Origin of the sequence: Streptomyces sp. NPDC102451 (assembly GCF_044765485.1) — a bacterium.
In the GTDB taxonomy this organism is placed as follows: Bacteria; Actinomycetota; Actinomycetes; order Streptomycetales; family Streptomycetaceae; genus Streptomyces.
In genome coordinates, this window is sequence record NZ_JBIWKD010000022.1 from 14,441 (window position 1) to 28,328 (window position 13,888).

14 protein-coding genes and 1 riboswitch are annotated in these 13,888 nt (G+C 73.7%); of the genes, 3 read left to right on the top strand and 11 right to left on the bottom strand.

Going from position 1 to position 13,888, the window contains the following annotated elements; genetic code table 11:
* Positions 1-23 precede the first annotated feature (23 nt).
* From ACIRD8_RS32890 to ACIRD8_RS32915, 6 genes are all read right to left on the bottom strand, one after another.
* Entirely contained in the window at positions 24-620 is a 597-nt protein-coding gene (locus ACIRD8_RS32890; RefSeq protein ID WP_404000063.1) for a LytR C-terminal domain-containing protein, read from the bottom strand.
* Positions 621-761: 141 nt separating this feature from the next.
* The gene (locus tag ACIRD8_RS32895) at positions 762-1,058 is read right to left on the bottom strand and encodes a type II toxin-antitoxin system VapB family antitoxin (protein ID WP_365924426.1); all 297 of its coding nucleotides are present in this window, start codon (positions 1,056-1,058) and stop codon (positions 762-764) included.
* 233 nt (positions 1,059-1,291) lie between these two features.
* Positions 1,292-2,881 carry a M28 family metallopeptidase gene (locus ACIRD8_RS32900; RefSeq protein ID WP_403999833.1) on the bottom strand — a complete coding sequence of 530 codons (1,590 nt, stop codon included), beginning with the start codon at positions 2,879-2,881 and terminating at the stop codon, positions 1,292-1,294.
* Positions 2,882-2,982: 101 nt separating this feature from the next.
* Complete coding sequence (locus tag ACIRD8_RS32905; RefSeq protein WP_403999836.1) at positions 2,983-3,591, bottom strand: HhH-GPD-type base excision DNA repair protein; 609 nt, start codon at positions 3,589-3,591, stop codon at positions 2,983-2,985.
* A gap of 64 nt (positions 3,592-3,655) precedes the next feature.
* On the bottom strand, positions 3,656-4,912 hold the full coding sequence (locus ACIRD8_RS32910) for an RNA polymerase sigma factor (protein WP_403999839.1): 1,257 nt from the start codon (positions 4,910-4,912) through the stop codon (positions 3,656-3,658).
* A 10-nt stretch (positions 4,913-4,922) separates the two neighbouring features.
* Positions 4,923-5,348, bottom strand: a complete 426-nt coding sequence (locus ACIRD8_RS32915; protein ID WP_403999842.1) for a YciI family protein — start codon at positions 5,346-5,348, stop codon at positions 4,923-4,925.
* A 182-nt stretch (positions 5,349-5,530) separates the two neighbouring features.
* Between ACIRD8_RS32915 and cbiE the strand changes: the two genes are divergently transcribed.
* Positions 5,531-6,802, top strand: a complete 1,272-nt coding sequence (cbiE, locus tag ACIRD8_RS32920) for a precorrin-6y C5,15-methyltransferase (decarboxylating) subunit CbiE (protein WP_403999845.1) — start codon at positions 5,531-5,533, stop codon at positions 6,800-6,802.
* Positions 6,799-7,548, top strand: coding sequence for a precorrin-4 C(11)-methyltransferase (cobM, locus tag ACIRD8_RS32925; protein ID WP_403999848.1), 750 nt, complete (start codon positions 6,799-6,801; stop codon positions 7,546-7,548). The genes cbiE and cobM overlap by 4 nt, the downstream gene beginning before the upstream one ends.
* Positions 7,549-7,570: 22 nt before the next feature.
* On the opposite strand, the gene ACIRD8_RS32930 is transcribed toward cobM, so the two are convergent.
* Positions 7,571-8,689 (bottom strand): cobalt-precorrin-5B (C(1))-methyltransferase, encoded by a 1,119-nt coding sequence (locus tag ACIRD8_RS32930; protein WP_403999851.1) that lies wholly within the window; start codon positions 8,687-8,689, stop codon positions 7,571-7,573.
* Positions 8,690-8,729: 40 nt separating this feature from the next.
* Between ACIRD8_RS32930 and ACIRD8_RS32935 the strand changes: the two genes are divergently transcribed.
* Positions 8,730-9,479, top strand: coding sequence for a cobalt-precorrin-6A reductase (locus ACIRD8_RS32935; RefSeq protein ID WP_403999854.1), 750 nt, complete (start codon positions 8,730-8,732; stop codon positions 9,477-9,479).
* Between the two features lie 19 nt (positions 9,480-9,498).
* Here the strand turns inward: ACIRD8_RS32935 and ACIRD8_RS32940 are convergent, their stop codons facing one another.
* The 4 genes from ACIRD8_RS32940 to cobG all read right to left on the bottom strand — a co-directional run bounded on the left by ACIRD8_RS32940 (position 9,499) and on the right by cobG (position 13,616).
* On the bottom strand, positions 9,499-10,014 hold the full coding sequence (locus ACIRD8_RS32940; RefSeq protein ID WP_403999857.1) for a DinB family protein: 516 nt from the start codon (positions 10,012-10,014) through the stop codon (positions 9,499-9,501).
* A gap of 76 nt (positions 10,015-10,090) precedes the next feature.
* Complete coding sequence (gene cobJ / locus ACIRD8_RS32945) at positions 10,091-11,614, bottom strand: precorrin-3B C(17)-methyltransferase (protein WP_403999860.1); 1,524 nt, start codon at positions 11,612-11,614, stop codon at positions 10,091-10,093.
* A gap of 2 nt (positions 11,615-11,616) precedes the next feature.
* Positions 11,617-12,243, bottom strand: a complete 627-nt coding sequence (locus tag ACIRD8_RS32950; protein WP_403999863.1) for a precorrin-8X methylmutase — start codon at positions 12,241-12,243, stop codon at positions 11,617-11,619.
* 74 nt (positions 12,244-12,317) lie between these two features.
* Positions 12,318-13,616: a precorrin-3B synthase gene (cobG, locus tag ACIRD8_RS32955; protein WP_403999866.1), complete on the bottom strand. Its 1,299-nt coding sequence runs from the start codon at positions 13,614-13,616 to the stop codon at positions 12,318-12,320.
* A gap of 105 nt (positions 13,617-13,721) precedes the next feature.
* Positions 13,722-13,875, top strand: a riboswitch (cobalamin riboswitch).
* The last annotated feature ends 13 nt before the right edge of the window (positions 13,876-13,888 follow it).

Genomic DNA, 13,888 nt, shown 5'->3' on the forward strand with positions numbered 1-13,888 from the left:
GTCCGGCCCGGCCGCCTCGGGCCTCAGCAGGAGGACGGCGCCGGGGACGGCTCGGTCAGCGCCGTGAGGGCCGTCGCCGCCGCCGCGGGTGTGCTGAACGCCTTGAACTTCGTACCGATGATCAGATCGACGTCCGCCGTCCTGCGGGTGTCGGTCTTCTGCGCGGCCCCCGGCAGCTGTGTGGCGAGCACGGGGAACGAGCCGTTCATGGCCGTCGGGCCGCCGAGCAGCATTCCGGTGCCGGGCACCTTCTTGTCGTAGGCGGCCGGGGCGTTGTCCACCTTGCCGATGGCGAAGCCGCGCTTCTTGAGCTCGTCCGCCGCGGCCTTGGCCAGCCCGCTGCGGGGCGTCGCGTTGTAGATGTTGACCTTGATGGCGGCCGGCTTCGGGAGCACCTTCGCGGGCGCCGAGGCGCTCGGCGAGGGGCAGGCCTTCGGGCGGTCGGCGGCGCTGGCCTGTTCGTCGCCGCCGGTGAAGACGTCGACGATCTGGAGCGTGCCCCAACCGGCCAGGCCGAGGGCCACCACGGCGGCGGCCACCGAAAGGACCAGTTTGCGGCGATGACGGGGGCGGCGCATGCGGGGGTAGGTGTTACCCGTGATGCGGTACTTTCCGCCCATGCCGGGAGGGGTCAGCATGCTCATGGCCGCAGCGTAGTGCGACCTGGTGATGATGCCTACTAAACGATCAACCTATGGCACCCGTACGAGCATAAAAGCACCCGAAAGGCCCGAAATGCTCCATGGGTGGGAGTGGCGCGTTCAGCCCATTTCGAGCACGCGTGCGTGCAGCACCTGGCGCTGCTGCAGAGCGGCGCGTACGGCACGGTGCAGCCCGTCCTCGAGGTAGAGGTCGCCCTGCCACTTCACGACGTGGGCGAACAGGTCGCCGTAGAACGTGGAGTCCTCGGCGAGCAGGGTCTCGAGGTCCAGCTGGCCCTTGGTGGTCACCAACTGGTCCAGGCGGACCGGACGCGGCGCTACATCCGCCCACTGTCGGGTAGTTTCCCGGCCGTGGTCGGGATATGGCCGCCCATTTCCGATGCGCTTGAAGATCACACGGAAAGCCTACCGGGCGAGGGCCTCCGGGCGCAGCCAGGGAACACGACTGCAATGCCGGTCGAATCGGGACGGGACGGGCGAAATCGGCGCACTGTCTGTGATGTTTGTGAGGGCTGTTCGTGCGCGTGCTCCGGTGATCGCACGGCGACCGTGCGGTGACGGCCGGGTGACCCCCGGTGGGCCACCCGCGGGCGGGAGCGTGGCCCCGGCGCCCGCGGGGGCGCGGGGTGCTACTCGGTGACGCCGTGGGTGTGACCGGCGCGCAGGCCCCCGCCGACGCGTGCTTCTCCGGTGGCGGACGCGGCGGGCACCGGGCGGGCGAGGGATCCCAGATCATGGGCGTAGGTGCCCACGGCGTGGGCGATCACATCGATGTTGGTCTCGAAGCGGTCCATGTCGATGTTGTCCAGGTCGTCGCAGGCCGCGTGGTAGCAGGGGTCGTACGCGACGCCCGCCGTCCCGCCGTACGTCTTGGCCTGGGCGGCCGTCTTGATGCCCTCGGCGCCCGTGTCCGTACCGCCGGACGGGATGCCGACCTCGACGAACGGCCCGTAGTCGGAGCGCCCGCTGAAGTCCGTCCCCGTGTGCGGTTCGCCCTCACGGTCCAGGAACGCGGTGATGTCACGCTCCAGTTGGGCGGACCCCTCAGGGCCGGGGCCGGCGCCCACGCCGTCGGAGTCGTCGCCGTCGAAGACGAACTGTGCGCCGTTCGGGGAGGCGATCATGTCGAAGTTGAGGTAGAGCGCGATCTGTTCGCGCTGCGCATCGGAGAGCTTCGCGACGTACGCCTCCGAGCCCAGCAGCCCGCTCTCCTCCGCCGACCACCAGGCGAACCGCACCTTGTTGGCGGGCGCCCGGTGCGACCGGGCCAGTTCCAGGGCGACTTCGAGGAGGCCCGCCGAGCCGGACGCGTTGTCGTTGATGCCGGGGCCGTCGGTGACCGAGTCGAGGTGCGCGCCGAGCATGACCGTCTTCGCGGCGTTCCCGCCGGGGGTTTCGGCGACGACGTTGCGGGTGACGCGGTCCTCGCGGAACTCACGGATCTCGAAGGAGACCTTCACCGCGCCCTTCGCAAGGTCCGCGACGAGCTTCTCCCCCTCGTCCTGGGTGAGCCCGCCGGTGGGGATCTTCCCCGACTCCGCGTCGCCCAGGGTGCCGGAGAGGGCCCCCTCGGTGTTGTTGTAGATCACCGCACCGGCCGCGCCCGCCTTCGCGGCTGCCGCCTGCTTCTCCGCGAAGGTGCAGCCGCCCCGCTTGATGAGCGCGATCCTGCCGGTGAATCCGGCCGACGCGTAGTCGGACGCCTCGCAGCCGGTGGTGTCGTCGGCGGGGACGGCGGCGAGGTCCGCCGTGATGCCGCCCTCCTCGGTGGATGCGGTGTACGTCATCGCCCTGACCGAGAGGTCACGGGGCGTGGGGGAGACGACGGAGAGCTTCTCGGCGAGCGTCTCCGTGTAGACGAAGTCGAACGCCTGGTAGCCGACCCGGTAACCGGCCTTCCGGAGCAGCTGGTGGACGTAGGCGGCGGAGGCGTCGTACCCGGCCGAGCCGGCCGCGCGGTGGCCGTCCGCCGATCCGGCGATGTCCTGGAACCGTTCCAGGTGCCGGTACGCGCCCTCGGCGGACGCGCGTCCGACCAGCTGCCGTGAGAGCTCGGCGGCGTCGCCGGCGGGATCGGGGGACGCGGAGGCGTGGTGCGGTGACGCGATCCCGTGGCCCGGTGACGCGTTTCCGTGGCCCGGTGACGCGGCGAGGAGGAGCGGGGTGGCCAGGGCGGCGGCGGCGACAACCGCCCCGGCTCTGCGACGTGTTGCGTGCACGGGAGTCCTTCCGGTGTGAACGGTCGTGGGGAGGGCGGCTGAGGCGGCCGCCCTGGAGTGGCTCTGTGGTTCGTTCCCGCGGGGCGCGGAGCCGTCCGGGGTCACACGGACCGGCCCGCCCTGGCCGCCGCCTTCGCCTGCTGCTTGTACGCCCGCACCTCGGCGAGCGATTCGGGCCCGGTGATGTCGGCCACCGAGCGGTGCGAGCCCTCGTCGCCGTACGCCCCGGCGGCCTCCCGCCAGCCCGTCGGACGTACGTCGAACTGCTTGCCCAGCAGCGCCAGGAAGATCTGGGCCTTCTGGGTGCCGAACCCGGGCAGCGCGTTGAGCCGTTTCAGCAGCTCGGCCCCGGTGGCGGCGTCCGCCCAGACCGCTTCGGCCTTCCCGTCGTACTCGGCCACCAGGTACTGGCAGAGCTGCTGCACCCGCTTGGCCATGGAACCCGGATACCGGTGCAGGGCCGGTTTCGTGGTGAACAGTTCGGTGAAGGCGTCCGGGTCGTACGCGGCGATCTCCCGGGCGTCCAGATCGTCCGACCCCATGCGCCGGGCGAGCGTGAACGGGCCGGTGAACGCCCATTCCATCGGTACCTGCTGGTCCAGCAGCATGCCGACGAGGGCGGCCAGCGGACTGCGGCCCAGCAGTTCGTCCGCCTCGGGCTCCTGGGCGATCCGCACGGTGCGGGCCTTGCCGTTGTCGCTCTTGGTCATGTATTCGATGATCGCGAGGGAGAGCGGGATCGGCGACTCGGTGCGTGGCCGCGGTGGGGCCTCGTCAGGCCGTGTCGCCGCCGTCGGGCGGCAGCAGCCGGGACGCCCGCAGCCCCAGATAGCGCGCCTCGGGTGTGCTGAGCGTGTGGCCGGCCGCCCGCCGGTAGGCGTCGCGTGCCGCCTCGCGGTCCCCGGCCTTCTCCAGCAGATGGGCCCGTACGGCGTCGAGCCGGTGGTGGCCCGCCAGCCGGTCCTCCAGCGCCGCCACGGCCGCCAGTCCTGCCCGGGGCCCCTGGACCATGGCGAGCGCCACCGCCCGGCTCAGCTCCGCCATCGGCTCGGGGGTGCGGTGCACGAGGAGGTCGTACAGGGCGAGGATCTGCGGCCAGTCGGTGTCCTCGGCACGATCCGCCTCGTCGTGCAGCGCCGCGATCGCCGCCTGGAGCTGGTACGCCCCGGCCGGGCCCTCGGAGAGTGCCTCCTCCACCAGGGCGGTGCCCTCGCCGATGGCGGCCCCGTCCCAGAGGGTGCGGTCCTGCTCGTCGAGCGGGACCAGCTCGCCGTGCGGTCCGGTGCGGGCGGCGCTGCGGGCCTCGGTGAGGAGCATGAGGGCCAGCAGTCCGGTCACCCGCCCGTCCCGGGGCAGCAGCCCGCGCACGGCGCGGGTCAGCCGGATCGCCTCCCGGGCCAGGTCGGCGCGGTGCAGATCGCTGCCGGACGACGCCGTGTACCCCTCGTTGAAGATCAGGTAGAGCACCTGGAGCACCGCCGCGAGCCGTACGTCGCGGTCGTCGGGCCCCGGCTGCCGGAACGGCACACCCCGCACCTTCCGTTTGGCCCGGCTGATCTTCTGCGCCATCGTCGCCTCGGGCACCAGGTGGGCCCGGGCGATCTCGGCCGTCGTCAGGCCGCCGACCGCGCGCAGGGTCAGCGCGATCCGGCCGGCGGGGGTCAGCTCGGGGTGGCAGCAGAGGAAGAGCAGGGTGAGGGTGTCGTCGGCGGAGGGCGCCCGGCTCTCCCCGGGCGGCGGGGCCGTGAACGCGTCGCGGGGCGTGAGCGCGGCGGCCTTCTCCTCGCGCCGCCGCCGCGCGGAGTCGTGGCGCAGCTGGTCCGTCAGCCGCCTGGACGCGGTCCTGATGAGCCAGCCGCGCGGATTCCCGGGCAGCCCCTCGGCCGGCCACTGCCGGTACGCGGCGAGCATTGCCTCCTGCACGGCGTCCTCCGCCGTGTCGAAGTGGCCGTAGCGGCGGACGAGCGCGCCGAGGACCTGCGGCGCGTGGTGGCGCAGCAGGTTCTCGATCCCGGTCGGTCCGGCGTTCACACGGCTCCTCTCAGCAGGTGCCCCCCTGCGGGTCGCTCACCGCGTCCATCGGCCGGATCAGCACCGGGTAGACGGGCGCGCCCTCGGGCTGCGGGCACAGTCCGATGCGTGCGGCGATCTCGGTGACCCTCTCCAGGCTCTCGCAGTCGAGCACCCAGAACCCGGCGAGCTGCTCCTTGGTCTCCCCGTACGGGCCGTCCGTCACGACCGGCCTGCCGTCCGCACCCGGCAGTACCGCGCGTGTCCTGGCGGGATCGGCCAGGCCCTGCGCGTCGATCATCTCGCCGGACTCGGCCAGATCGTTGTTGATCCCTTCCATGAAGGTGAACATCGCCCGCATGTCCTTCTCGTTCCAGGCGGGGCTCCCGGGCGAGGGCTTGCCGTTCATGGCGTCGTAGTCGGCCTGCGAGGCCAGAACCATCACGAGGTACTTCATGGTGTCGCTCCTCGGTTCTCGGTGGCCGCCCCTCGTGGGCGACTCCCACAGGGGACGTCGAAGCCGGTGACCGGTTCTCGACACCACGCGGGAGGTTTTCCGGAATCACTCCGCCGCACGGGTCCGGAAGCCGCCCCCGTAGAGTTCGGCTGCGTCGTCCCGCCAACCCCGAGGTACCGGCTGTGTCACCCGTGTCACCCCCGCCCGCCGTCCCGGCGCCCGCTTCCGCCGTGAGCGTCGTGGGCATCGGTGCCGACGGCTGGGCGGGCCTGCCGGAGAGCGCCCGCGCGGTGCTCCTGGACGCGGAGGTCCTGATCGGCGGTGAGCGCCAGCTGGGGCTGCTCCCGCCGGGGTGCGGGGGCCTGCGGGTGCTCTGGCCCTCACCTCTGCGGCCCGCCGTGCGCGGACTGCTCGCCGCGCACGCGGGGAGCAGGACCGCCGTGCTCGCCAGCGGCGACCCCATGTTCTACGGCATCGGCCGGGCCCTCACCGAGGAGCTGGGCGCCGGGGCGCTCCGTGTGCTGCCGCACCCGTCCTCCGTGTCGTACGCCTGCGCCCGGCTCGGCTGGCCGGTTGAGGACACCGAGACGGTCACGCTCGTCGGCCGTCCACCGGCCCGGCTGGCCGGCGCGCTCCACGACGGGCGGCGGCTGCTGGTGCTCTCCGCCGACGCCGGCACACCCGCCGCGGTGGCCGCCCTGCTGCGGGAGCACGGCTTCGGGCCCAGCCGGATGCGGGTGCTCGAACAGCTCGGCTCCCCGGCCGAGGACTGCCTGGACGGCACCCCCGACTCCTGGGAGCACCCGCCCGGGGACCCGCTCAACGTCATCGCGGTGGACTGCCGGAGCACCCCGGACGCCCTGCGTCTCGGAGCCGTTCCCGGGCTTCCCGACGAGGCGTACGAGCACGACGGCCAGCTCACCAAGCGCCATGTCCGGGCCGCCACGCTCGGCGTGCTCGCGCCCGCCCCCGGTGAGCTCCTGTGGGACATCGGCGGCGGCTCCGGATCGATCGCGGCGGAGTGGATGCGGACCCATCCGTCCTGCCGCGCCGTCACCGTGGAACGCGACCCGGTACGGGCGGCACGCATCGCCCGTAACGCCGACCGGCTCGGCGTCCCCTCGCTGCGCGTGGTCACCGGCCGCGCACCGGACGCCCTGGCCGGACTGCCCGTACCCGACGCCGTGTTCATCGGCGGCGGGCTGACCGCTCCGGGGCTGCTCGACGCCTGCTGGGACGCGCTGCCCCCGGGCGGCCGGCTGGTCGCCAACACGGTGACGATGGAGTCGGAGGCGCTGCTCGCCGAGTGGTACCGACGGCTCGGCGGCGACCTGGTCCGGCTCGCGGTGGCCCATGCCGTACCCGTCGGCGGGTTCACCGGCTGGCGTCAGGCCATGCCCGTCACCCAGTGGTCCGTACAGAAGACCCCGCACGCTCCAGGAGACGACAGATGACCGTGTACTTCATCGGCGCGGGCCCCGGCGCCGCCGACCTGATCACGGTGCGCGGCGCCCGTGTGCTCGCCGCCAGTCCGGTCTGCCTGTACGCGGGCAGCCTCGTGCCGCGCGAACTGCTCGCCGAATGCCCGCCGGACGCCCGGCTCGTGGACACCGCCCTGCTCGACATCGACCAGATCGCCGCCGAGCTGGTGCGGGCCCACCAGGACGGCCACGACGTGGCCCGGCTGCACTCGGGCGACCCGTCGGTCTTCAGCGCCGTCAACGAACAGATGCGGCGGCTCGACGAGGCGGGCGTGCCGTACGAGGTGGTGCCCGGGGTGCCCGCGTTCGCCGCGGCCGCGGCGGCGCTCAAGCGGGAACTGACCGTGCCCACGGTCGGCCAGACCGTGATCCTGACGCGGATCGCCCAGCAGGCCACCGCCATGCCCGAGGGCGAGGACCTGGCCACGCTGGGCCGCAGCGGCGCGCTGATCGTGCTGCACCTGGCCGCGCGGTACGTGGACCGGGTGGTCGACGAGCTGCTGCCGCACTACGGCGCGGACTGCCCCGCCGCCGTGGTCGCCATGGCGTCGCGTCCGGACGAGATCGTCCTGCGCGCCACGCTGGGCTCCATCGCGGAGCAGGTGAAGGAGGCCGGAGTGGTCCGTACCGCCGTGATCATGGTCGGCCGGACGCTGGGCGCCGAGCAGTTCCGCGACAGCCATCTGTACTCCCCGGCGCGGGACCGTCACACCTGCTGAAGCGACGCCGTCCCGCCTTCGCTCACCGCGTCTCGCTGCGCCCCACGACGGCGCCCGCCCGGTCGATGCAGATCACATCGACCGCCACCGGCGCGCCCCGCAGCACCGACAGTGCCTCGTCGCGGGCGGCCACCGCGACCAGGTCGCCCAGCGGCACCCCGGCCGCCGTGCACAGCTGGAGCGCCGCGAGCCCGGTGTTGGCGACCTCGATCTCCGCCGCCAGCGCCTCGCTCGCGCCGCCCTGCCGCGCCAGCCGCGCCAGGAACGGCTTGTCGACCTGGGAGCGGCCCGAGTGCAGGTCCAGGTGCCCGGCGGCCAGCTTGGACAGCTTGGCGAACCCGCCGCAGATGGTCAGCCGCTCCACGGGATGCCGGCGTACGTACTTCAGTACCGCGCCGGCGAAGTCCCCCATGTCCAGCAGGGCGATCTCCGGCAGTCCGTACTCGGCGACCACCGTCTTCTCCGAGGTCGACCCCGTGCACCCCGCGACATGCCGGTGCCCGGCCGCGAGCGCCACGTCCACCCCCCGGCGGATCGAGTCGATCCAGGCCGAGCAGGAGTACGGCACCACGATGCCGGTCGTGCCCAGGATCGAGATCCCGCCCAGGATGCCCAGGCGAATGTTCCACGTGAAACGTGCGATCTCCTCGCCGTCGTCCACCGAGACCGTGATCTCGACGTCGCCGGTGCCGCCGTGCTCCGCCGCCACCCGCGCGATGTGGTCCCGCATCATCTGACGGGGCACGGGGTTGATCGCGGGCTCCCCAACATCGAGCGGCAGCCCGGGGAGGGTCACCGTCCCCACGCCGGGTCCGGCCCGGAACACCACTCCGGACCCCGCCGGCAGCAGCCGCACGGTGGACCGCACCAGCGCTCCGTGCGTGACGTCGGGGTCGTCGCCCGCGTCCTTGACCACGCCCGCGGTGGCCCGCCCTTCGGCGAGCTCCTCCACCGCGAGCGCGAAGGCGGGGGTCTGGCCCCTGGGCAGGGTGATGGTCACCGGGTCGGGGAACTCGCCGGTCAGCAGGGCGGTGTACGCGGCCGTGGTCGCCGCCGTCGCGCAGGCCCCGGTGGTCCATCCCGGCCGGAGACCGGTGTGCTTGAGTTGGGCGGTGCGCCCGCCCTGCGCCTCACTGCTCATGAATGGCGTGCGCCTCACTGCTCATGGACGGACCGATCCGATGCCCTTGCACGTACTCGTCCTCGGCGGCACGACGGAGGCCCGTCGGCTCGCGGAGTCCCTGGTGGCAGCGGACGGGATCCGGGTGACCAGCTCACTCGCGGGGCGCGTCGCACACCCGAAGCTGCCGCCCGGCGAGGTGCGCGTCGGCGGCTTCGGCGGAGCCGAGGGCATGGCGGAGTGGATCCGCGCACACCATGTGGATGCGGTCATCGACGCCACCCATCCCTTCGCCGGAACGATCAGTTTCCACGCGGCCTCGGCCGCCGCCGCTGTCCATGTTCCCCTGCTGGCCCTCCGTCGGCCCGGCTGGGTGCCGGTCGAGGGCGACCGGTGGCACCTCACCGACTCCCTCGCGGGCGCCGCGGATCTGCTGCCGGAGCTCGGGTCGCGCGTCTTCCTCACCACGGGGCGCATGGGCCTCGCGGCGTTCGCCGGTCTGGACGCGCTCTGGTTCCTGATGCGCTCGGTGGACGCCCCCGACGTCCCGTACCCGGCGCGGATGGAGGTGCTGCTGGACCGGGGGCCGTTCTCCCTGGAGGGCGAGCGGGAGCTGATCCGGCGCCATCGCATCGACGTCCTCGTCACGAAGGACAGCGGCGGTGACGCGACCGCCCCCAAGCTCGCCGCCGCCCGCGAGGCCGGCATCCCGGTGGTGGTGGTCGGACGGCCGCCGGTCCCCCCGGGGGTGCCGGTCGCGGGGACGCCGGAGGAGGCACGCGCCCTGCTGCACCAGCTCACGGGCGCGTGATCCCGTAGGGCCGGCGGGGTCAGACGCCCGTACGGCCGTCGATCCTTTCCCGTACGAGGTCGGCGTGGCCGCAGTGGCGTGCGTACTCGCCGATCATGTGCGTGTAGATCCAGCGCAGGGTGACCCGGCCGCCGCCGCCGAACGGCACGGTGTCGTCGAGCGCGCGGGCCGCGCAGTTCTCCCTGGCCCGGTCCATCTCCGCCTGCCACACGGCGCGGGCCTGCTCGTACGTCGCGTCCTCCGCCAGGTCGAACCCGCCGTCCCTGCCCTCCGGGTCGGCCCCGGGGTCGTGGATCGGCGGCGCGTCCTCCTGGGCGAGGACCCGGCGGAACCAGTTCCGCTCGACCTCCGCCGCGTGCTGGACGAGCCCCAGCAGGGTGAGCTGCGACGGGGTGGCGGCCGGTTCGCGGAGCTGGTCCTCCGTCAGGCCCTCGCACTTCTGGGCGAGCGTGACGCGGTAGAAGTCGAGCCAGCTCTCCAGGGAGGTCCGCTCGTCGGCGTCCAGGGGAGGCATGTGGCGTACGGGATCGCTCATGATCGCCATCGTGGCACGGGGGTCCGACAACGGGCCGGGCCGCCGCCGGACACGGTCCCGGGCGACGCCCCCCCGGTCACTCCTCCGGGTAGCGGCGCGGTGTCCAGACGATCTGCCGCCCGTCGCCCCGCCGCACCCACCGCGTCTGCGAGGACCCGACGATGAGGATCGTCCGCATGTCCACCTCGTCCGGGTCCAGATCGGCCAGCCGCACGGTCCGTACGCTCTCCGCCGGCCCTCCGACATCGCGGCCGAGCACCACCGGGGTGTCCGGGGAGCGGTGCTCCAGCAGCAGGTCACGGGCCTTGCCGACCTGCCAGGTCCGGCTGCGGGAGCCGGGGTTGTACAGCGCCATCACGAGGTCGGCGGTGGCCGCCGCGCGGAGCCGTCCGGCGATGACCTCCCACGGCTTGAGCCGGTCCGAGAGCGAGATGGTGGCGTAGTCGTGGCCCAGCGGCGCACCGGCCCTGGCAGCGGCGGCGTTGGCCGCGGTCACCCCGGGCAGCACCCGCACCGCGATGTCCGCGTACGCGTCCTGCGAGGCCACCTCCAGGACGGCGGTCGCCATCGCGAAGACCCCCGGGTCGCCCCCGGACACCACGGCCACGCGGCGCCCCCGGCGGGCCAGGTCCAGGGCGAATTCGGCCCGTTCGGACTCGACCTTGTTGTCGGATCCGTGCCGCTGCTGGCCCGGCCGCACCGGCACCCGGTCCAGATACGTCGTGTAGCCGACCAGGTCGTCGGCGGCGGCCAGCGCCCCGCGCGTCTCGGGCGTCAGCCAGAGCGGTCCGGCCGGTCCGGTGCCGACCACGACGACCTCGCCGGTCCCCGGGCCGGCGGCGGGGGAGGGCCGGGGGGCGTCGATCCGGCTGGGCAGCACGGCGACCGCGAAGTACGGCACGGAGTCCGGGTCGGTGTCCGCCAGGTCGCCGGTCCGCTCCCCTGCCATGGTGGCGCGCTCGACGTACCGCGCCTCGGGCAGCCGGCCGGACGCCTCGAACGCGCGGCGCACGGCGGGGAACGTCCGTCCCAGCTTCATCACCACGGCGGAGTCCGTGGCCGCCAGACGTGCCGTCAGCTCCTCCTCCGGCAGGGTGCCGGGCAGGATCGTCAGCACCTCCTCGGCCTCGACGAGCGGGGTGCCGAGACGGGCGGCGGCGGCGCTGACCGAGGTGACACCGGGGATGACCTCGGTGTCGTACCGGTCCGCGAGCCGCTTGTGCATGTGCTGGTACGAGCCGTAGAAGAGCGGGTCGCCCTCGGCGAGCACGGCGACGGTGCGCCCGGCGTCGAGGTGCACCGCGAGGCGGGCCGCGGCCTCGGCGTAGAACTCGTCCAGCGCGCCCCGGTAACCGCCCGGGTGGTCCGTGGTCTCCGTCGTGACGGGGTAGACCAGCGCCTCCTCGATGTGGTCGGCGCGGATGTACTGCGCCGCGATCGAGCGGGCGATGGAGCGTCCGTGCCGGGCGGAGTGGTAGGCGATGACATCGGCCTCACCGATGATCTGCACGGCCCGTACGGTCATCAGCGCCGGATCGCCCGGGCCGAGCCCGACCCCGTACAGCCGTCCCGTGCCGCCGGTGTGCTGCTGCTCGGGCATGCTCACTCCTCCTCGCTGGCGATCGCGTTGAGGGCGGCGGCGGCGATGGCGCTGCCACCCCGCCTGCCCCGCACGACGAGGTGCTCAAGACCCGAAGGGTGGGCGGCCAAGGCCTCCTTGGACTCGGCGGCCCCGATGAAACCGACGGGCACACCGATGACGGCGGCGGGGCGCGGGGCGCCCTCCTCGATCATCTCCAGCAGCCGGAAGAGCGCGGTGGGCGCGTTGCCGACGGCGACGACCGCGCCCTCCATCCGGTCCCGCCACAGCTCCAGGGCGGCGGCGCTGCGCGTGGTGCCGAGCTTCGCGGCCAGCTCGGGGACGCCGGGGTCGGACAGGGTGCAGATCACCTCGTTGTCCGCGGGCAGCCGCCTGCGCGTGACACCGCTGGCGACCATGGCGACGTCGCACAGGATCGGTGCGCCGGAGCGCAGCGCCGCACGGGCGTCGGCCACCGCGTTCGGCGAGAAGGCGAGATCGCGTACGAGGTCGACCATGCCGCAGGCGTGGATCATGCGGACGGCGACCTGGCTCACGTCGGCGGGCAGCTCTGCCAGATCCGCCTCCGCGCGGATGGTGGCGAAGGACTGGCGGTAGATCGCCGGTCCGTCCTTCTCGTACTGGTGCACAGTGCTGTCGCTTTCTTCATCGAGCAGATCGAGCAGATCGAACAGGTCGAACAGGGGGTGGTGGTGCGTGGTGGTCAGGTGCGCGTGCCCCGTGCCGCCGCCACGGCGGCGGCGAGCGCGGCCGGGTCGTCCCGGACCGTGGCCGCCTCGGTGGCCCGGTCCCCTCGTACGTGCGAGATCCGGTGTCCGCCGGGGGTGGCGACGACGTCGATCCACTCCCCGTGCGGATGGCCGCAGCGGCGTTCGCAGCCGGACCAGTACACAGGGAGCCGTCCGACGGGTCCGACGGCGGCCCCCGCCTCGGCCCGTACGTCGGCCAGCGACTTCGCGCAGCCGGGCCGCCCGATGCAGGCGCCCACACCGGCCCACGGCGAACCGGGCCCGGTGATCAGACCGGCCCCGGAGAGGCCGTCGAGCAGGCCGTCCGCGCGGTCGGTCGGGATCCCGGTGACGACGGCCCCGCGCCACGGGGTGAGACGCAGTTCCCCGGCGCTCGACAGCAGCCGCCACTGCGTCAGGTCCAGCCGCCCCAGCGGTACGCCGACGGACAGCGCGGCCTCTCCACGGCCGACCGGGACGGGACCGGGGGCCGGGGGCAGGGCTTCGGAAGGGCGGGGACGGCGGCCCGGGACCGCGAGGATGCCGGCCTCCCGCAACCGTCGTACGACCTCGGCGGGAAGCGCGGCCGCCGTGGCGTCCGGCAGGTCCTTCACCCGCCAGGCGCCGCTGTCCCGGGCGGAGTCGAGGAAGGCCTCGGCGGCGGTCAGGGCGGCGCGGGGGGCGTCGGCGGAGGGGACGCGGAGGACGGCGTCACCGTCCCCGACGCGCAGCAGGGCGTCGTCGTCGTGGCCGAGGAGGGTGAGGTCGGCGCCGAGCGCGTCCACGTCGCCGCGGCCGTCGTCGAGGGCGAACAGGAAACGTCCGGAGAGCGCCGTCGCGCCGTCGCTTCCGCAGAGAAGGCGGTCGAGTCCGGTCAGCCAGGGGCGGATGTCGACGGACCCGAGGCCGTCGAGCCCGGAGAGCGGGGACGCGACCACGTTGCGTACACGTTCGTGCCGTGCGGAGGGCAGCAGCCCGGCCTCGTCCAGCAGCCCGGCCAGCTCGCCACCGCAGCCCGGGGAAAGCCCGCGCAGCTGCACATTGCCCCGGGAGGTGAGATGCAACTCACCGTCACCGAAGCGCTCGGCGGCCTGCCCCAGCGCCCCTGCCTGGCGGGGTGTCAGCACCCCGCCGGGTATGCGGATCCGCGCCAGCGCACCGTCGTCCGCCCGGTGCAGACGCAGCGCTCCGGGGCAGGCGTCACCGCTGCTCCGGGCACACGCATCGCCCGGAGACGAGGGCGTCAGGGGGGAGGCGGACATGGCGGCGAGCATACCGACCGTGACCGTGGCGGGCCCCTACGGTCACTGTGACGTACGGGACACCGCTCCGCCGCCGGTCAGGGCGGGGGCCGTCTGGTCAGGACCCCCCACCCGCCGCCTACTATGCCTAGCGGCGGTCCGTTCGGCCCGCCATCGCCAGACGGCGACACGGAGGAAGCCCGGTGAGATTCCGGCGCGGTCCCGCCACTGTGAGCCCGGCCCCCTGAGGCCGTGCGAGTCAGGAACTCCAGCCGTCCGACAACTGCCCGGGGCGTGGATACCCC